Origin of the sequence: Isoptericola halotolerans (genome assembly GCF_003003075.1) — a bacterium.
Taxonomy (GTDB): domain Bacteria; phylum Actinomycetota; class Actinomycetes; order Actinomycetales; family Cellulomonadaceae; genus Isoptericola; species Isoptericola halotolerans_A.
Window position 1 is genome coordinate 567,888 of sequence record NZ_PVTX01000001.1, and the last position, 17,555, is coordinate 585,442.

14 protein-coding genes are annotated in these 17,555 nt (G+C 72.7%); 9 read left to right on the plus strand and 5 right to left on the minus strand.

Annotated features, from left to right (window positions below):
• Positions 1–118: 118 nt before the first annotated feature.
• On the plus strand, positions 119–1,474 hold the full coding sequence (locus BCL65_RS02680) for a Gfo/Idh/MocA family protein (protein WP_106264860.1): 1,356 nt from the start codon (positions 119–121) through the stop codon (positions 1,472–1,474).
• A 153-nt stretch (positions 1,475–1,627) separates the two neighbouring features.
• Complete coding sequence (locus BCL65_RS02685) at positions 1,628–3,004, plus strand: Gfo/Idh/MocA family protein (RefSeq protein ID WP_106264862.1); 1,377 nt, start codon at positions 1,628–1,630, stop codon at positions 3,002–3,004.
• A 98-nt stretch (positions 3,005–3,102) separates the two neighbouring features.
• On the opposite strand, the gene BCL65_RS02690 is transcribed toward BCL65_RS02685, so the two are convergent.
• Positions 3,103–4,248, minus strand: coding sequence for a Gfo/Idh/MocA family protein (locus BCL65_RS02690; protein ID WP_106265207.1), 1,146 nt, complete (start codon positions 4,246–4,248; stop codon positions 3,103–3,105).
• 28 nt (positions 4,249–4,276) lie between these two features.
• Complete coding sequence (locus tag BCL65_RS02695; protein WP_106264863.1) at positions 4,277–6,244, minus strand: DUF6807 family protein; 1,968 nt, start codon at positions 6,242–6,244, stop codon at positions 4,277–4,279.
• A gap of 250 nt (positions 6,245–6,494) precedes the next feature.
• Here BCL65_RS02695 and BCL65_RS02700 point away from each other — a divergent pair, with 250 nt between their 5' ends.
• From BCL65_RS02700 to BCL65_RS02715, 4 genes are all read left to right on the plus strand, one after another.
• Positions 6,495–7,418: a carbohydrate ABC transporter permease gene (locus BCL65_RS02700; RefSeq protein WP_106264865.1), complete on the plus strand. Its 924-nt coding sequence runs from the start codon at positions 6,495–6,497 to the stop codon at positions 7,416–7,418.
• The gene (locus tag BCL65_RS02705; protein WP_106264867.1) at positions 7,411–8,364 is read left to right on the plus strand and encodes a carbohydrate ABC transporter permease; all 954 of its coding nucleotides are present in this window, start codon (positions 7,411–7,413) and stop codon (positions 8,362–8,364) included. The genes BCL65_RS02700 and BCL65_RS02705 overlap by 8 nt, the downstream gene beginning before the upstream one ends.
• Positions 8,365–8,445: 81 nt before the next feature.
• Positions 8,446–9,786 (plus strand): ABC transporter substrate-binding protein, encoded by a 1,341-nt coding sequence (locus BCL65_RS02710; RefSeq protein ID WP_106264869.1) that lies wholly within the window; start codon positions 8,446–8,448, stop codon positions 9,784–9,786.
• 145 nt (positions 9,787–9,931) lie between these two features.
• The gene (locus tag BCL65_RS02715; RefSeq protein WP_106264871.1) at positions 9,932–11,530 is read left to right on the plus strand and encodes a UxaA family hydrolase; all 1,599 of its coding nucleotides are present in this window, start codon (positions 9,932–9,934) and stop codon (positions 11,528–11,530) included.
• A 13-nt stretch (positions 11,531–11,543) separates the two neighbouring features.
• On the opposite strand, the gene BCL65_RS02720 is transcribed toward BCL65_RS02715, so the two are convergent.
• Together BCL65_RS02720 and BCL65_RS02725 are read right to left on the minus strand one after the other, a co-directional pair.
• Positions 11,544–12,350 (minus strand): MerR family transcriptional regulator, encoded by an 807-nt coding sequence (locus BCL65_RS02720; protein WP_106264872.1) that lies wholly within the window; start codon positions 12,348–12,350, stop codon positions 11,544–11,546.
• A 63-nt stretch (positions 12,351–12,413) separates the two neighbouring features.
• Positions 12,414–12,893 (minus strand): MarR family winged helix-turn-helix transcriptional regulator, encoded by a 480-nt coding sequence (locus BCL65_RS02725; protein WP_106264874.1) that lies wholly within the window; start codon positions 12,891–12,893, stop codon positions 12,414–12,416.
• A 95-nt stretch (positions 12,894–12,988) separates the two neighbouring features.
• Here BCL65_RS02725 and BCL65_RS02730 point away from each other — a divergent pair, with 95 nt between their 5' ends.
• A complete protein-coding gene (locus tag BCL65_RS02730; RefSeq protein ID WP_106264876.1) occupies positions 12,989–15,253 on the plus strand; it encodes an LLM class flavin-dependent oxidoreductase in 2,265 nt (754 codons plus the stop codon).
• Between the two features lie 25 nt (positions 15,254–15,278).
• Here the strand turns inward: BCL65_RS02730 and BCL65_RS02735 are convergent, their stop codons facing one another.
• The gene (locus tag BCL65_RS02735; RefSeq protein WP_181340699.1) at positions 15,279–15,602 is read right to left on the minus strand and encodes a hypothetical protein; all 324 of its coding nucleotides are present in this window, start codon (positions 15,600–15,602) and stop codon (positions 15,279–15,281) included.
• Between the two features lie 164 nt (positions 15,603–15,766).
• Here BCL65_RS02735 and BCL65_RS02740 point away from each other — a divergent pair, with 164 nt between their 5' ends.
• Together BCL65_RS02740 and BCL65_RS02745 are read left to right on the plus strand one after the other, a co-directional pair.
• Complete coding sequence (locus BCL65_RS02740; RefSeq protein WP_125206481.1) at positions 15,767–17,080, plus strand: cytochrome P450; 1,314 nt, start codon at positions 15,767–15,769, stop codon at positions 17,078–17,080.
• On the plus strand, positions 17,077–17,514 hold the full coding sequence (locus tag BCL65_RS02745; protein WP_106264881.1) for a DUF6098 family protein: 438 nt from the start codon (positions 17,077–17,079) through the stop codon (positions 17,512–17,514). The genes BCL65_RS02740 and BCL65_RS02745 overlap by 4 nt, the downstream gene beginning before the upstream one ends.
• Positions 17,515–17,555 lie beyond the last annotated feature (41 nt).

The following is a 17,555-nucleotide window of genomic DNA, read 5'->3' on the forward strand; positions in this document are numbered from 1 at the left end:
GCCGCCCTCGCCGAGGTAGTACCTCGCCCGGCGAGGTAGCAAGGGCGGCCCCGGGACCTCGTCGGGTAAAGTGTATGGGAAACCGCTTTCTGCCACCGGAAGACACAGGAGTCCGACGTTGCCCTCCACCACCTCCGACCGCCTCCGCTACGCCGTCGTCGGCACCGGGCACCGCGCCGGGATGTACGTCTCGGCCCTCGTCGACGCGCACGCCGACACCGGCGAGATCGTCGCGTGGGTCGAGCCCAACCCGGTCCGTGCCGCCGTGCACGAGGCCCGGGTCGCCGCCGCGGTGGGCGGTGAGCGTCCCGTCTACGGCCCGGACGACCTCGAGAAGGCCGTCGCGGAGCAGCAGGTCGACCGCGTCATCGTCACGAGCATCGACAACACCCACGCCGACCTGGTCTCCCGCGCGCTGCGGGCGGGCGCCGACGTCGTCGTCGAGAAGCCGATCGCCGCCACCGCCGAGGAGGCGCGCCGGATCACCGACGCCGTCGCCGAGACCGGCCGGGACCTGACGATGACGTTCAACTACCGGTACTCGCCCCGCAACTCCGCGCTGCGCGAGGTCATCGCCTCGGGCGAGATCGGCACCGTCCTGTCCGTCCACTTCGACTGGGCGCTGGACACCGTGCACGGCGCGGACTACTTCCGCCGGTGGCACCGCGAGAAGGTCAACAACGGCGGGCTGCTGGTGCACAAGTCGAGCCACCACTTCGACCTGGTCAACTGGTGGATCGACGACGTCCCGACCCGTGTCTTCGCGAGCGGCGGACGCCGGTTCTACGGCGACGACGCCGCGCACTCGCGCGGGTACGAGCCCACCGCCGGTGAGAAGACGCTCAACGACCGGGGCGTCGACCCGTGGGCCCTGGACCTGGAGAAGGACCCGTACCTGAGCGAGCTGTACGGCCCGGAGGCGCAGGCGCACGACGGCTACGTGCGCAACAGGTCGGTGTTCGACGCCGGCATCACCACCGAGGACACCCTCGGCCTGGTCGTGGAGTACGCGGGCGGGGCGATGCTCACGTACTCGCTCACCGCGGCGGCGCCGTGGGAGGGGTACCGCGTGGTGGTGAACGGCTCGCGCGGGCGTGCCGAGCTGGAGGTCGTCGAGCGCGGCTCCGTGGTCTTCGGCGAGGACGGCAGGGCGGTCCTCGACCCGAGCTTCACGGACGCGTTCGCGGCCGACGAGGTGCGGCCGGCCGGCGAGCGCCTGCTGGTGCAGAAGCACTGGGAGCGTGCGGAGGAGCGCGAGATCGTGGCGCTCGGCGCCGGCGGGCACGGCGGGGGCGACGCGCTCCTGCTCAGCGACGTCTTCGTGGGCCGTGACGACGCCGACCCGCTGGGCCGGGCCGCAGGGTTCCTCGACGGACTGCGGGCGTCCGGGGTCGGCTACGCGGGCAACCGGTCGCTGGAGTCCGGAGAGCCGGTGCGCCTGGCCGACCTGGGCCTCGGCGTCGACCTCGGCTGACCGACCGCGAGCGCCGGCCTGCGAGCGCCGTACCCCGGCTGCCCGGAGGAGATCGACGGCTGTCCACCGATCGAGAGCCGTGGATCTCCTGCCCGCGGTGGGGGTACGGTAGGAGGGAAAGCGCTTCCCGCGTATCGAACCAGGAGATCGACGATGACGTCCGCCACCTTCGCCGCCACCGCCGGACCGGGCCCGGCCGCCGGAACTGCCGCGCCGCCGGACGAGTCACCGACGGCCCGGCGACGCTACGCCGTCATCGGCACCGGACACCGCGCGCGGCTCTACGTCGACGCGATGACGGACGCGCACGCCGACGTCGCCGAGCTCGTCGCGCTGTGCGACACCAACCCGCACCGGCTCGCCTTCCACACCGACCGGGCGCGTGCCGGTGGTGCCGCACCGGCCCGCTACGCCGCGCAGGACGTCGACCGCATGCTCGACGACGTGCGTCCCGACGTCGTCGTGGTCACCTCGCCCGACCGGACGCACGCCGCCCACGTGGCCGCGGCGCTGCACCACGGCGCCGACGTCGTCGTCGAGAAGCCGCTGACCATCGACGCCGAGGGGATGTACACCATCCTCGACGCCGCGCGCAGCAGCGGCCGCGAGGTCACCGTGGCGCACAACTACCGGTACGCGCCGCAGAACGCCGCGCTGCGCCAGGTCGTGGCGGAGGGCCGGGTCGGCGACGTCGTCTCGGTGCACTTCGAGTGGCTGGTCGACACGGCGCACGGCGCCGACTACTTCCGCCGGTGGCACCGGGACAAGTCGGCCTCCGGCGGCCTGCTCGTGCACAAGGCCAGCCACCACTTCGACCTGGTCAACTGGTGGACGCAGGACGTCCCCGAGTCCGTGTACGTCCGCGGTGGTCTGTGCTTCTACGGCGAGGCGGCCGGCGACGGCGGGTCGCGCTACGCGCTCGACCTCACCACCGACCCGGAGCTGCGTGCGCTCTACCACGACGCCGCGCACGCCGACGGCTACCGGCGCGACCAGGACCCGTTCGGGCCGGGCGCCACGATCGAGGACACCCTCAGCGTGCTCGTCGGCTACCGCTCCGGCGCGTCGATGACGTACGCGCTCACGGCGCACAGCCCGTGGGAGGGCTATCGCGTCGCGATCAACGGCACGCGGGGCCGGGCGGAGCTCGACGTGGTCGAGCGGTGCCACACCACGGCGGGCCTGCCGGGTACCCGGCACGACGACGGCACACCCGCCGACGACGGCACGTCACCGTGCTGCGCGGCGCGCCGGGCCGGGGGACGGCTCGTCGTCCAGCAGCACTGGGGGCGCGCCGTGGAGGTGCCGCTGGCCGGTTCGGCGGGTCACGTCGAGGGCGACGAGGCGATGCTGCGCGACGTGCTGCGCGGCCACCTGCCGCCGTCGGCCGGTGGTCCCGCGGACGATCCGCTGGAGCGGCGTGCCGGGGTGCGCGACGGCCTGCGCTCGGTCGCCGTGGGCGTGGCGGGCAACCGGTCGTTGGCCACCGGCCAGGTGGTGCCAATGGCCAGCCTCGGCATCTCGCTGTAGCCCCCGAACGTCCAGGTTCGGACCGGTATGCGCCTCATACCGGTCCGAACCTGGACGTTCGGCGTGCTCGGCGTGCTCGGCGTGCTCGGGTCGGCGCGTCAGGCCCAGGGTGCGCCGAGCTCGGCGAACGTCTGCTGCGTGCGGGCCACCTGCTCGCACCACGACTCGACGTCGCGGACCACCGGGCGCCGGGCGTCGCCGGTGCCCACCCAGGTCACCGCGTCGTCGGGCACGGTGCGCGGGTCGGCTCCGGTGCGCACCGCCTCGAGCACCCGCATGAACGCCCCGGTGTCCCGCACGTCGCAGAGCAGCCTGCGCTCCGGGTCGCCGGCGGCCCGGACGTCGAGCAGGTCGTCCAGCAGCGGGGTGCGGCCGTACGTCTTGTCCATCGTGACGCGGCCGCTGCGGAGCACCAGCCGGTCGTGCTCGTACTCGAGCTCGATCTCGCCCTGCGTGCCGAGCACCAGCACGTGGGCCGTGCCCCGCTCGGACGCGCACAGCGTCAGCCCGAACCCGTACCGGGTCCCGTCGGCCGCCGTCACCCGCACGGCGGAGGTGTCGTCGGACTCGATGGGGTTGGCGCGGTACAGGTCCGTGTCCACCCACGCGACGTCCTCGGCCCGCGTCACGCCGCCGATGCGCAGCGTGGTGGCCACCGCGTGCGCCAGCGGGTTCGTCACGACGCCGTCGACGACGTCGCGGCCGTCCAGCCGTCGTCGACCGGCCCAGGGCGCGCGGTCCCAGTACGCGGCGTCGCGCACCCAGGTCCCCACGGCGCCGTAGCCGACGACGTCGCCGATCTCGCCACGGGCCACGAGCTCCGCGACGGCGTCCAGCGCGTGCGAGCCGAACGTCTGGAACCCGACCTGGCACAGCCGTCCCGTGCGGTCGCTGATCGCGACGAGCTCGGTGAGCTCGGCGAGCGACGCCGTCGTCGGCTTCTCCAGCAGCACGTCCATGCCCGCCTCCATCGCGGCCTTGGCCAGCGGCAGGTGCGTGGGGATGGGGGTGCAGAGGACCACGACGTCGGGTCGGACGTCCGGGTCGGGGCAGGACAGGAGGTCGCCGAGGGTCGGGAACCAGGCGGTCCCGGTGCCGTGCGCCGTGTGGCCCGCGGCGGGCTCGCGCGGGTCGACGACGGCGCACAGCCGCGCCCGTCCGGCGCGGCCGAGGTCGAGCGCGTGCTCGACGTGCTTCTCGCCGTGTCCGTGGATGCCGACGACGGCGATGCGAACGTTCGTCATGGAGCTCTCCGTGGGTGGGTGGTGGTCGTCAGCGCAGGCCGGCGGCGAGCGCGGCCGCCTCGCCGGCGTCGAGCTCACGGTCGACGAGCGCGGCGACGACGCCGGTCTCGACGGTGCCGCCGGCCGGGACGTGGAGCGGCGTGTCCCAGGCCAGGGCCGGGCAGGCCCCGGGGTACTCCTCCGACCGGAGGAACCAGTGGCGCGCGGGCGAGGTCTGGGTGAGCACCGTCGTCGTGGTGCGCTCGCCGCCGCGCGCGTCCCGGTGCCGCTGGACGAAGGCCACCCACGGCGACGTCGACCCGTGCGCCCGGTCCTGACCGTCGCCGTCGGCCGACAGCACCCGGGTGGACTCCGCGATCGGCAGCCGCCAGAACACCCCGCCGTAGCCGGCGCCGGGCCGGCCGTTCGTGGCGGGGGAGCGGATCTCCAGCGGGCCGTGCGCGGCGTGCAGCGTGGAGCGCCACTCGAGGGCCCAGCCGTCCTGGAGGAGCCGGGCGCCGATGCGACGGCGCTCGTCGAGCTGGGGCTCGCCGTGCTCGTCCGTCCACACGACGCTGTCGAGCAGCAGGTTCGGCGACAGGGGGTCGATGACGGTGCCGGTCGACGTCTGCCGGCCGTGGTTCGGCAGCAGCGTGGGGCCGACGTCGGTCACGAAGGTGCGGCCGCCCCAGTGGCTGGTGCCGTTGACGTCGGCGACGGCGAGGCTCACCCCGTAGTGGTGCCGGTGGTCGACCGGCCCCGACTCGGTGAGGGGGACCCCGGCCAGCGAGTGGACCGGGTGCAGGTAGGGCCGCGGCGAGTGGATCGTGGGGAGCCCCGCGCCCGACTCGTAGCGGGAGAGGGCCACGTGGTCGGCGCTGCGGCGCAGCACCGGCACCCCGTTCTCCAGGGCCCACGCGGGCGCCTGCTCGGCGTCCCCTGCGGGGGAGTCGTGCGGTGCCGGGGCCGCCGGCGTCTCGGCCGGCGTCTCGGCGCGGGCGGCGGTGCGCGGGACCGGCCCGGTGCTCGCCCGCACCTCGAGCCGGACGCCGAATCGCGTCGCCTCGGCGACGCTCGCGGTGTTGTCGATCACGGCGTGCAGTTCCCTCCAGGCATGCCGTCCCAGCTCTTCCTGAGGGACGGCGACGGTGGTCAGTCCCGGCGTGGCGTACCGGGCGAGCTCGATGTCGTCGAAACCGGCCACGGAGATGTCCGTGGGCACGGCCACGCCCGCCTCGTTGAGGGCTGCGAGCAGCCCGAACGAGACGAGGTCGTTGAACGCGACGGCGGCCGTGACGCGGCTGGCCAGCACGGCCGGTGCCGCGGCGTGACCCGCCGCGATGTCGGAGCCCGCCGTGAGCTCGACGACCTCCAGGTCGGGGTGGCGCTCGCAGCAGAGCGTGAGGCCGCGGCGTCGGGCACCGTCCGAGACGGACGCCGCCGGGCCGGCGAGGTACGCGATGCGGCGGTGCCCCAGCTCGACGAGGTGCTCGACGACCTGGACGGTCGCGTCGGCGTAGTCCACGACGAGGCTGGGGGCTCCGCCGGCGACCTCCCGGTTGATGACGACGGCGGGGCTCACCTCCGGCAGCAGCGCGTCCAGCGCGGCGTCGGGCATCCGCGGCGAGACGAGGATGAGCGCGTCGCAGCGGTGGCGGGCCTCGCGGGCGATCGCCGCCTCGGAGCTCGGGTCCTCGGCCGAGTCCGCGACGAGCACCCGGTAGCCGTCCTCCCCCGCGGCCGACGAGACGCCGCCGAGGATCTGCTGGAACACGGGGTTGCCGAGGTCGGGGACGACCAGCGCGACCGTCGTCGTCCGCCCCAGCGACAGGCTGCGCGCCACGTTGCTCGGCCGATAGCTCAGCTCGATCGCGGCCTCCTGCACGCGGGCGGAGATCGTGGGGTCGACCGTGCTGCGGCCGTTCATCACACGCGACACCGTCGCACGGGAGACGCCGGCCGCTCTCGCGACATCGGCGATCGTCACCGCGGGACGGCGTGTCTTCGCGCCGGGCATCTTTGCCTCCGTCCTCGCATCACGCGTGGATCACGCGTGGATCACGATCTGGTTACCGCCGACGCCCTGACGCGGGGTCGGTCCAGGAGATGACGGTACACCATGGGAAACCGGTTCCTCCTGTGGTACCTTCCTCAGCAGCAACCGGTTTCCCGGTCTGGAGCAGCCGCTCCGGCCGGCGACCGCGATCGACGACGATCAGGAGGACGACGATGGTGTCCACCACGGCACAGCACGGGGAGGTGCGACCGTGTCCGTGATTCAAGAGGTCGCCAAGACCCGTGGTGCGAGCCGCGAGCTGCGGAAGGGCGACGGCAAGGCTGCCGCGATCTTCCTCGCTCCCTGGTTCCTGGGACTCGGGCTGATCACGGCCTTTCCTCTGCTCGCCTCGCTGTACCTGTCGTTCACCGACTACAGCCTGCTCGAGGCGCCGAGCTGGATCGGGCTCGAGAACTACCAGCGGATGTTCGAGGACCCCCGCTGGCTCCAGTCGCTGAGCGTGACGCTGCGCTACGTGCTGATCTCCGTGCCGCTGCAGCTCATGGCGGCCCTCGCGCTGGCGATGGTGCTGGACCGCGGCCTGCGCGGCCTGGCCATCTACCGGTCGGTCTACTACCTGCCCTCGCTGCTCGGCAGCTCGGTCGCCATCGCGCTGCTGTGGCGCCAGGTGTTCGGCGCGGACGGCCTGGTGAACCAGGTCCTGGGGTACTTCGGCATCCAGGGCTACGGCTGGGTCTCGCACCCGGACTACGCGCTGGGGACGCTGATGATCCTCAACGTGTGGACGTTCGGCGCGCCGATGATCATCTTCCTCGCCGGCCTGCGGCAGATCCCGGCCATGTACTACGAGGCCGCGTCGATCGACGGCGCGTCCAAGGTGCGGCAGTTCTTCAACATCACGATCCCGCTGCTGAGCCCGATCATCTTCTTCAACCTGGTGCTCCAGCTCATCGGGGCGTTCCAGTCGTTCACCCAGGCGTTCATCGTCTCGGGCGGCACCGGCGGACCGGTCGACTCGACGCTCTTCTACACGCTGTACCTGTACCAGAACGGCTTCAAGTCGTTCGACATGGGGTACGCCTCGGCGATGGCCTGGTTCCTGCTCCTCATCGTCGCCGGCATGACCGCCGTCAACTTCCTCGCCTCCAAGTACTGGGTCTTCTACGATGACTGACACGCCCGTGCGCCCCGACGCACCCACCCAGACGACGACGAAGCCGCCCGTGCGGGAACGCCGGTCGCTGTCCGAGGTCGCCGCCCAGGTCCCCGACGCCCCGCGCCGACGCACGGTCGGTCCGCAGGTCCGCAGGGTCCTCAAGCACGTGCTGCTGATCGGCTTCGGGCTGATCATGCTCTACCCGCTGCTGTGGATGCTCTCCAGCTCGTTCAAGCCCAACGAGATCATCTTCCGGGACCCGAGCCTCATCCCCAGCGCCATCGACCTCTCCAACTACGGCGAGGGCTGGAACGCGCTGCTGCACCCGTTCCACCACTACCTGCTCAACTCGGCGATCATCGTGCTGGGCTCCGTGGTGGGAAACCTGGTCTCGTGCTCGATGGCGGCCTACGCGTTCGCCCGGCTGAAGTTCCGCGGCCGGCCGATCTGGTTCGCCATCATGCTGATGACGATCATGCTGCCGATCCACGTGATCATCGTGCCGCAGTACATCCTGTTCTCCGAGCTGCAGTGGATCAACACGTTCCTGCCGCTGATCGTCCCGAAGCTGCTGGCCACGGACGCGTTCTTCATCTTCCTCATGGTGCAGTTCTTCCGCGGGCTGCCGAAGGAGCTGGACGAGGCCGCGCGTCTGGACGGCTGCGGGCACGGCCGCATCTTCCTGCAGATCATGCTGCCGCTCTCGCTGCCGGCGCTGGCCACGACGGCGATCTTCACCTTCATCTGGACGTGGAACGACTTCTTCAGCCAGCTGATCTTCCTGACCCGGCCCGACATGTACACGGTGCCCATCGCGCTGCGGACGTTCATCGACGCCACGAGCAACAGCTCGTGGGGCCCGCTCTTCGCGATGTCGATCGTGTCCCTGATCCCGGTCTTCATCGTCTTCCTCTTCGGCCAGAAGTACCTGGTCAAGGGGATCGCCACGACAGGCATCAAGTAACCGCTCCGACGAGGTCCCGACGGCGGGACCTCCTGCTAGATGACAACGACGACGTTTCGTCACGCACACCCAAGGAGAATCATGCGAGCAACGACCACTCGACGTGGACGGACCCGCGCCGCCTTCATCGCCATGACGGCGGCCGGTGCCATGGCGCTCGGCGCCTGCGGCAGCGGCTCGAGCGGCGGTCCCGGATCCGACAGCACCCAGGCCGAGGAGGGCGGCGAGGGCGACGGCGTCGAGATCCGCTTCTCGTGGTGGGGCTCGGACGACCGCCACCAGACCACGCAGGAGATCATCGACCTGTTCGAGGAGAAGAACCCGGGCATCACGGTGGTCCCGGACTACACCGACTGGGGCGGCTACTGGGACAAGCTGGCCACGTCGACGGCCGGCGGCGACACCCCGGACGTCATCACCCACGAGGAGCGCTTCATCGCCGACTACGCCAACCGCGGCGTGCTCGCGGACCTCGAGTCCCTCGACATCGACACCTCCGAGATGCAGGACACCGTGATCGACGGCGGGCGCGTCGACGGCACGCTCTACGGCCTGGCCACCGGCGTCAACGCCTACGCGATGATGGCCGACCCGCAGATCTTCGCCGACGCCGGCGTCGAGGTGCCGGACGACACGACCTGGACGTGGGAGGACTTCGTCGCCGTCTCGGGCGAGCTCTCGAAGGCGGCCGGCGACGGCGTCTACGGCACCCAGGACATCGGCTTCAACGAGGCCGGCCTGAGCATCCTCGCGCGGCAGAAGGGCCAGAACCTCTACAACGAGGACGGCTCGCTCGGCGTCGACGCCGAGACCGTGTCGCAGTTCTTCCAGATCGGGCTCGACCTGCAGGAGAACGGCGGCGCCCCGGACGGCAGCCGCACCGTGGAGATCCAGAACGCCGGGCCGGAGGGCTCGCTGCTGGGCACCAACGCCGGCGGCATGGGCGTGTGGTGGTCCAACCAGCTCGGCGCGCTGAGCTCGGCGTCGGGCCACGAGCTCGAGCTGCTGCGCATGCCGGGCGAGACGGAGTACGAGCGGACCGGCATGTACTTCAAGCCGGCCATGTTCTACTCGGTCTCCGCGACCACCGAGCACCCGGAGGAGTCGGCGATGTTCGTCGACTTCCTGCTCAACGACCCGGAGGTGGCCGCGCTGCAGCTCACCGACCGCGGTCTGCCGTCGAACCTGTCGGTGCGTGAGTCCATCCTCGGCGACCTCGAGGCCGCGGACGCCAAGGTCGCCGACTTCATGGCCGACCTCGAGGACGAGATCGTCGACGGCCCCCCGGTGCCGCCGAACGGTGCCGGCGACGTCCAGGACATCATGATCCGACTCAACTCCGAGGTGCTCTTCGGCTCCATGACCCCGGACGAGGCCGCCGAGGCGTTCCTCTCCGAGGTCGAGGCAGCGACATCGAACTGAGCCACCTCGGTCCCGAGCTGATGCCTCAGCTCACCTGACCCGAAGGGCACGGGGCCGCCGACCGGAACCTCCGGCGGCCCCGTGCCCGACGGACCCAGCCCTGCCGGCCGGCGGGGCTGTCGCCGTGTCGAGGACGGAAGACCCGATGAACGACCTGCTCGTGCTCCGCCAGGGCGACGACGTCGCCGTCGCCACCCGCGACCTCACGCCCGACGACCGCGCCGTCGCACCCGACGGGAGCGCCGTCGTCGTCCGCGGTGCCGTGCCGCGCGGCCACAAGGTCGCGCTGCGGGCCGTCGCCGCCGGGGCGCCGGTGCACAAGTACGGCCAGGTCATCGGGGTCGCGACGGCGGACATCGCCGTGGGCGACCACGTGCACGCGCACAACCTGGGGTTCGACCCGGGCGAGCGCGAGGCGCCGCTCGGCGGCACCCACACCGAGCTCACGGTGCCCGACGGCGTCCCGCGGCCGACCTTCCGCGGCTACCGGCGCGCGGACGGCCGGGTGGGGACCCGCAACTACCTGGCGATCCTCACGAGCGTGAACTGCTCGGCGACGACGGCGAAGATGATCGCGGAGCAGTTCCGCGGCGCCGCCCTCGACGAGTTCGAGCACGTGGACGGCGTCATCGCCCTGACCCACACGTCCGGGTGCGGGCTCGTGCCCGACTCCGAGGGCGGTCAGATGCTGCTGCGGACCCTGCGCGGGTACGCCGCGAACCCCAACGTCGCGGGCGTGCTGGTCCTCGGCCTGGGCTGCGAGATGGTGCCCGGGGCGGCGCTGTCCGCGCGCTCCGGCTCCGTCGCCGACCTCGGCATGCCGGGCGTCGGTGCCCCGGACGACGCCGCCGGCTCGGGGTTGCTGGCCGCGATCCCGGAGGACACCGTGGTGCGGTCGATGACCATCCAGGAGACCGGGGGAGTGCGCGCCTCGGTGCGGGCCGGCGTCGAGGCGGTGCGAGCGATGCTGCCCGCGGTGAACGCCCGCCGGCGCACCGAGTGCGACGTCTCCGAGCTGGTCCTGGGGTTGGAGTGCGGCGGCTCCGACGGCTACTCCGGGATCACCGCGAACCCGGCGCTCGGCTGGGCCTCGGACCGGATCGTCGCCTACGGGGGGACGTCCGTGCTCGCCGAGACGCCCGAGGTCTACGGGGCCGAGCACCTCCTCACCGCGCGGGCGACCTCCCCGGGCGTCGCGAAGAAGCTGCTGGACCGGATCGACTGGTGGCGCGACTACGTGGCGGCGGGCCAGGGCACCCTGGACAACAACCCCTCGCCGGGCAACAAGGCGGGCGGTCTGACGACGATCCTCGAGAAGTCGCTCGGCGCCGTGGCCAAGGGCGGCACGGCCGACCTGACGGCCGTGTACGAGTACGCGGAGCAGATCACCGACCGCGGCTTCACCTTCATGGACACCCCGGGCTACGACCCGGTGTCCGTGACGGGGATGGTGGCGGGCGGCGCGAACGTCGTCGTGTTCACCACCGGGCGCGGCTCGGTGTTCGGCTGCCAGCCGACACCCTCGATCAAGGTCGCCACGAACACCCCGATGTACGACCGGATGGCCGAGGACATGGACGTCAACGCCGGGCGCATCGTGGACGGCACCGCGACGGTGGAGGAGGTCGGCGAGGAGATCCTGGCGAAGATCCTCGCGGTCGCGTCCGGCGAGCAGTCGGTGAGCGAGGAGCTGGGCATCGGCGCGGAGGAGTTCATCCCCTGGCACGTCGGCGCGGTGACCTGACCGTCGGCGCGCTTCAGGCGCGGGTCACCGGCTGCTGGAGCTCGGTCACCCAGTCGCTCTGGTCGTGGTCCGGCTCCGCGCGCACGTACAGCTCCCGGCACGGCCCGGACGGCACGTAGCCCCGCTCGGTCATCTCGGTGTGCAGCGCCTGCCACGACCCGGCGATCCCGTCCACCGGCCCGTGGTGCACCGCGCACATGGCGGTGCCGACCGCCGGCAGGTCGACGATCTCGAAGCCCGGTCGGGCGTCGCCGCCGTAGGCGTACCCCACGACGACACGCAGGCCGTCCTCCCCGGTGTCGTACTGGGCGATCGGCGTCTCGAGCAGCCCCTGGTTCGGTGCGAGCGCCCGGGCGACGGCGTCGAAGGAGGGGCCCACGACGCCGGGCACCTCGGGCTGGGCGCCGACGACGGTGACGCGCGCGGCGAGCCGGACGGCGGGCAGGGACTTCTGGACGATCTCGATGCTGGTCATGACCTTCTCCTTCGCGATGAGCCGGAGCCTGCGCTCGACGTCGACGAGCCGGGCCGTCGCCTGCTCGTGCTCCTGTGCCACCTCTGCCCGCCGGACCTGCAGCAGGCCGGTGAGCCGACCGACGTCCACGCCGTCGGCCAGGATCAGCGCGATGTCGTCGAGGCCGAACCCGAGCTGGCGCAGGGCGACGATGCGATGGAGCCGATCGAGCTGGGACGGGTCGTAGGAGCGGTATCCGGTGAACCGGTCGACGTGGGCGGGGACGAGCAGCCCGGCGGTGTCCCAGTGCCGCAGCATGCGGTGGGTCACCTGACCGATCTGCGCGAACGCCCCGATGGACAACATGACACCGTTCTCCCGTCTGTCACCGTGTCAGGGTCAAGCGCGGCGGGGGGTGGGTGCCGCCGGTCAGGGCGCGGGTGCGATGGTGCCGCCGACGACGGCGCACCGGTCGTCGTGCGGTGCGGCCCCGCTGGCTGCCCGCTCGAGCAGGGTGCGCAGCGTCGCGCGCTCGTCGGGGTCGAGGGTCGACAACAGCTCGTCCTCGGCACGGGCGACCGTGGCGTCGAGCCCGGTGACGACCTCGCGTCCGCGCGCGGTGGCCACGATGCGTCGCGCCCGCCGGTCGCTGGGGTCGGGCTGCCGCCGGGCGAGGCCTGCCGCGTCGAGCTCGTCGAGCAGGTAGGTCATGACCGTGCGGTCGATCCCGAGTCGGGCGGCGAGCGCTGCCTGGGTGGGGGGCTCGTCGTGCACGACGGCGGAGAGCACCTCGTAGCCGCGGGACCCCTGCGGCAGCTCGCTGCACGTCGCGGCCACCCGCTGCTTCCACTCGCGCAGGAGCGCGGCGAGGGACCAGCCGAGAGGCGAGGGCGCGTCGGGTGAGGGCATGCGGCGATCCTACCGCGGAATGCGATGTCGTCGAGATGAGTTGTCTCGACTATCGTCTGCTCAGCAGATTAAATATCGTCCTCAGGAGGCGCTCCATGTCCGACTACGGCCACGAACTGGTCTTCGGTACGTTCGTCACCCCGTCAAACCGTGACCCTCAGCAGCCCGTCCGGCTCGCGCAGGCCACCGAGGCCGCGGGACTCGACCTGGTGACCTTCCAGGACCACCCGTACCAGCCCGGGTTCCTCGACACCTGGACGCTGATCTCCTACGTGGCTGCCGCCACCGAACGCGTGCACCTGGCCGGCAACGTCCTCAACCTGCCGCTGCGACAGCCGGCCGTGCTGGCGCGGTCGGTCGCCAGCCTCGACCTGCTCAGCGGCGGGCGCGTCGACCTGGGGCTCGGCGCTGGTGTGTTCTGGGACGCGATCGAGTCCATGGGTGGCGGTCGGCTGACCCCTGGTGAGTCCGTGACCGCGCTCGACGAGGCGATCGAGATCATCCGAGGGATCTGGAACGCGGGCGAACGCCGCGTGCTGCGCACCGACGGAGAGCACCACCGGGTTTCCGGCGCCAAGCGCGGGCCCGCGCCCGCGCACGACGTCCCGATCTGGCTCGGCGCCCTGAAGCCGCGCATGCTGCGGCTCGTCGGGACGAAGGCAGACGGCTGGCTGCCCTCGCTCGCCTACCTCAAGGACGGCGACCTCGAGCGGGGCAACACCGTCATCGACGCGGCGGCCGAGGAGGCCGGGCGCCACCCCGCCGAGATCCGCCGCCTGCTGAACGTGCAGGGCGCCATCACCGCGCGCCCGCAGGGATTCCTGCAGGGCCCCGCCGAGCAGTGGGTCGACGAGCTTGCCGCACTGGCGCTGCAGGACGGCATCGGCACCTTCATCCTGCCGACCGACGATCCCCGGCAGATGGCGGTCTTCGGCCAGGAGATCGCCCCGGCCGTCCGCGAGCTGGTCGACCACGAGCGTGCCTCGGCCGGGACCGCACCCGCCTCCACCCAGCGGGGTCGGGCGGCACTCGCGCTGCGCCGGGACGGGATCGACTACGGCGCCGTGCCGGCCGCGCTGGCGAGCACCGCCGTCGAACCGGGCGACCGCGCCTACGACACCGTGCGCCACAACTATCTGCGCTCCGGCGCGCCGGGCCTCGTGCTCCGTCCCCGCGACGCCACCGAGGTCGCCGAAGCCGTCGCCTACGCCCGGGCGCAGGACGTCCCGCTGGGCATCCGCTCCGGCGGGCACGGCATCAGCGGGCGGTCCACGAACGACGGCGGGATCGTCGTCGACCTCGGGGCGCTCGACGCCATCGAGGTGGTCGACGACGCCACCCGCCGTGTGCGGATCGGCGCAGGGGCGACCTGGAGTCAGGTCGCCGAAGCGCTTGCACCGCGCGGCTGGGCGATCAGCTCGGGCGACTACGGCGGCGTCGGTGTCGGCGGGCTCGCCACCGCCGGCGGGGTCGGGTACCTCGGGCGCACGTACGGACTGACCATCGACCACCTCGTGGCGGCGGAGGTCGTGACGGCGGACGGGCGCGTCGTGCGAGCCTCCGCCACGGAGCACCCCGACCTGTTCTGGGGGCTGCGCGGTGCCGGCGGGAACCTGGGTGCCGTCACCTGGGTCGAGATCGAGGCGCAGGAGGTCGGCGACGTCGTCTTCTCCCAGATGACCCTCGACGCCACCGACACCGCCGGGCTGCTCGAGCGCTGGGGGAAGGCGGTCGAGACCGCTCCCCGCGAGCTCACGAGCTTCCTCATCCTGTCGCCAGGCCGGCGTGGGAACGGGCCGGTCGCCCAGCTCATGACTGTCTACGCCGGTGACGACACCGTCGCGGCCGTCACCCAGCTCGAGCGGTTGGCCGACGCCGGACCGCTCCTGGGGCACGAGGCGTACCTGCTGCCCTACTCCGGCGTCGTGCAGGCGGCAACGAAGCAGCACCAGGGCGGCGGCGACCCGGCGGTCCGTTCCGCTCTGGTGACCCACCTCGACACGGCGACCGCCCGCGCCTTCGAACGGGTGGCGGCGTCGGACGCCGCCTACTTCCTGCAGGTCCGCGCGACCGGTGGGGCGGCCCACGACGTCCCGGTGGAGGCCACGGCCTACGCTCACCGGCGGCAGAACTTCCTGCTCTCGGCGATGTCCTCCTCGCAGGCCGCGCTCGACGACGTGTGGGACACCGAGGTGATGCCGCACGCGGACGGGCTCTACCTGTCCTTCGACACCGACACGCGACCCGAGCGGCTCAACGACGCGTTCCCCGAGCCGACCCTGTCACGGCTGCGCCAGGTCAAGCGGGACTGGGACCCGACGAACCTCTTCCGCGCCAACTTTCCCGTGCCGCCCGCGTAGCACGCTCGGTCGTGGACCGCGAGCCTCAGCCGCCGTGCCCCCACCCGGCAGCCAGCGAGAACAGCACGACGCCGAGCGCCACCACACCGGTCATCGCGCCGACCAGGCCGCGAGCGGTACCGGGCCTCCCGTCGCGCTCGGCGACGTGGATGGCGAACGAGCCGAGCGCGACCGACGCGACGGCCAGCGGGGCCGCCACCCATTCGCCGATGACGGGGACGACGGCGCAGGCCAGCCCGGCCAGCCCGAGCGCCAGTGACCACTCCGCCGACCGCGGCGTGCCGGGTCGCGTCGTGCCGCCGTCGTCCATGCCGCGCCCTCCGCCTCGTCCCGTCGGTGCTGTCGGCACCGTGCCCACCTCGGCCCGCCTCAGCCGACGTGCCGGCGCGGGACACGGCGATCGTACCCAGGCGGGCCCGGTCACCGTGTTGCGTGCTCACGGCTTCCTGGCAGCGTCGGTCCCGGGTCCAGCAACGGCCCAGCTGCGCTCGGCCGTGTCGGGAAGGGGTGCTCGTGAGCGGAGAACCGGTGGACCTGTCGGTGGCGGAGACCGCCTCCGTGCTGCGGTCGGTGATCGCGCCGTTCGTCGCGCAGGGCGCGATCGTCCGTCGACCCCGGGCGACCGCCTGGGCGGAGCGGCACCAGACGGACCGCGGGGCGCGCGAGATGCTCGCCGCGCTCCGCGACCGGTACGACGGCGCGCCGCTCTCGATGCGCCTCGGCCCGCGCCGCATGGTGGTCGTCACGCGTCCCGACCAGGTGCAGCGGCTCCTGCAGGGATCGCCCGACCCCTACTCGCCGGCCTCGCTGGAGAAGCGCGGGGCGTTGAAGCACTTCCAGCCCGACGGCGTCCTCGTCTCCGGGCACGACGAGCGCCGCGTGCGCCGACCCCTCAACGAGGCCGCCCTCGACGCCGACCAGGCGGTCCACCGCAGCGGGCGGACCGTCGTCGACACGGTGGAGCGGGGGGCCCGCGAGCTGGAGAACCAGGTCCGTGCCACCGGCGGTCTCGACGCCCAGCAGTTCGCCCGCACCTGGTGGTCGATGGTGCTGGAGATCGTGTTCGGCGAGCGTGCGCGGGACGACCTCGGGCTCGTCGAGCTGCTGGACCGGCTCAAGCGCGACGCGAACTGGTCGGGGCTGCACCCCCGCCGGACCCGGCGACGGGCAGAGCTCGAGCAGCGGATCGCGACGCACGTGCGGGAGGCCGCACCCGACTCGCTTGCCGGCGTCGGCCGGGAGGTCGACGCCGGAGCGGTGGCCGGCCAGGTGCCGCACTGGCTGTTCGCCTTCGACGCCGCGGCCGCGACCACGCTGCGCGCCCTGGCGGTCGCCACGGCCCGCCAGGAGGTCCGCGAGCGCCTCCGGGACGAGCTGGCCTCCGCGGATCCCGAGGGCCCGCCGGCCGTGCTGCCCTACGCCCGTGCGTGCGTGCTGGAGGCGGTGCGGCTGTGGCCGACCACGTTCGCCGTCCTGCGCGACTCGGTGCGGGACACCGACTGGGACGGGCGGACGCTGCCGGCGGGGACGGGCTTCGTGGTGGTGAGCTCGTTCTTCCACCGTGACCCCCAGCGGCTCGACGTCGCGGACCGCTTCGCTCCCGAGGTGTGGCTCGACGGCCGCGCGGACGAGGACTGGGGGCTGGTGCCGTTCAGCGGCGGCCCGGCCTCGTGCCCCGGGCGCAACCTGGTGCTGCTGGTGGCTTCCCACCTGCTCGTGCGGCTGGCCGGGCTCGACCTGCGGGTGCAGCGGGCGCGGTACCTGGCGGACGACCCGGTGCCCGCGACGGTCGATCACCTCGGCCTGGTCTTCAGGAGCCGACGATGACCGTCGAGGTACCCCGGGCGCTCGCCGACGTCCCCCGCCTGCGGACGCTGGCCGAGGTGGTCGAGCTGGTGGGCACGGTGTCCCCGGTCTACGTCCGGTTCAGCGCGGGACCGGAGGTGGACGCCACGTCGGTGAGCCGCGACCACGAGAGCGGCTGCCTGCTGCCGGGGCTGAGCACCAACCCGCTGGACCCGGAGCCGTGGTGGGACCGGCCGCTCGAGCACTGGGTGGCGCGCCAGCTGTCCCAGTACGCCCATCACATGACGCAGGACCGCTTCCCGTGGGTGCTCACCGGGGAGGTCACCGGACGCGGACCGGACTGCGAGCCGCTCCTGGTCGACACCGTCCCCGTGGCCTCGATCGCCCCCGCGGCGATCCACGAGGCCCGGGACGTGTACCGGCGCGTGTTCGACGTCGGCGACGACGGCACGTGAGGCAGGCGTCCGCCGTGCCGTCCGGCGTGCCAGGATGACGG

Coding starts and splice junctions, on each gene's coding strand:
- BCL65_RS02705 (WP_106264867.1), top strand. CDS start 7,411: ATGACTGACACGCCCGTGCGCCCCGACGCACCCACCCAGACGACGACG.
- BCL65_RS02710 (WP_106264869.1), top strand. CDS start 8,446: ATGCGAGCAACGACCACTCGACGTGGACGGACCCGCGCCGCCTTCATC.
- BCL65_RS02725 (WP_106264874.1), bottom strand. CDS start 12,893: ATGCCCTCACCCGACGCGCCCTCGCCTCTCGGCTGGTCCCTCGCCGCG.
- BCL65_RS02715 (WP_106264871.1), top strand. CDS start 9,932: ATGAACGACCTGCTCGTGCTCCGCCAGGGCGACGACGTCGCCGTCGCC.
- BCL65_RS02690 (WP_106265207.1), bottom strand. CDS start 4,248: ATGACGAACGTTCGCATCGCCGTCGTCGGCATCCACGGACACGGCGAG.
- BCL65_RS02720 (WP_106264872.1), bottom strand. CDS start 12,350: ATGTTGTCCATCGGGGCGTTCGCGCAGATCGGTCAGGTGACCCACCGC.
- BCL65_RS02695 (WP_106264863.1), bottom strand. CDS start 6,244: ATGCCCGGCGCGAAGACACGCCGTCCCGCGGTGACGATCGCCGATGTC.
- BCL65_RS02685 (WP_106264862.1), top strand. CDS start 1,628: ATGACGTCCGCCACCTTCGCCGCCACCGCCGGACCGGGCCCGGCCGCC.
- BCL65_RS02730 (WP_106264876.1), top strand. CDS start 12,989: ATGTCCGACTACGGCCACGAACTGGTCTTCGGTACGTTCGTCACCCCG.
- BCL65_RS02745 (WP_106264881.1), top strand. CDS start 17,077: ATGACCGTCGAGGTACCCCGGGCGCTCGCCGACGTCCCCCGCCTGCGG.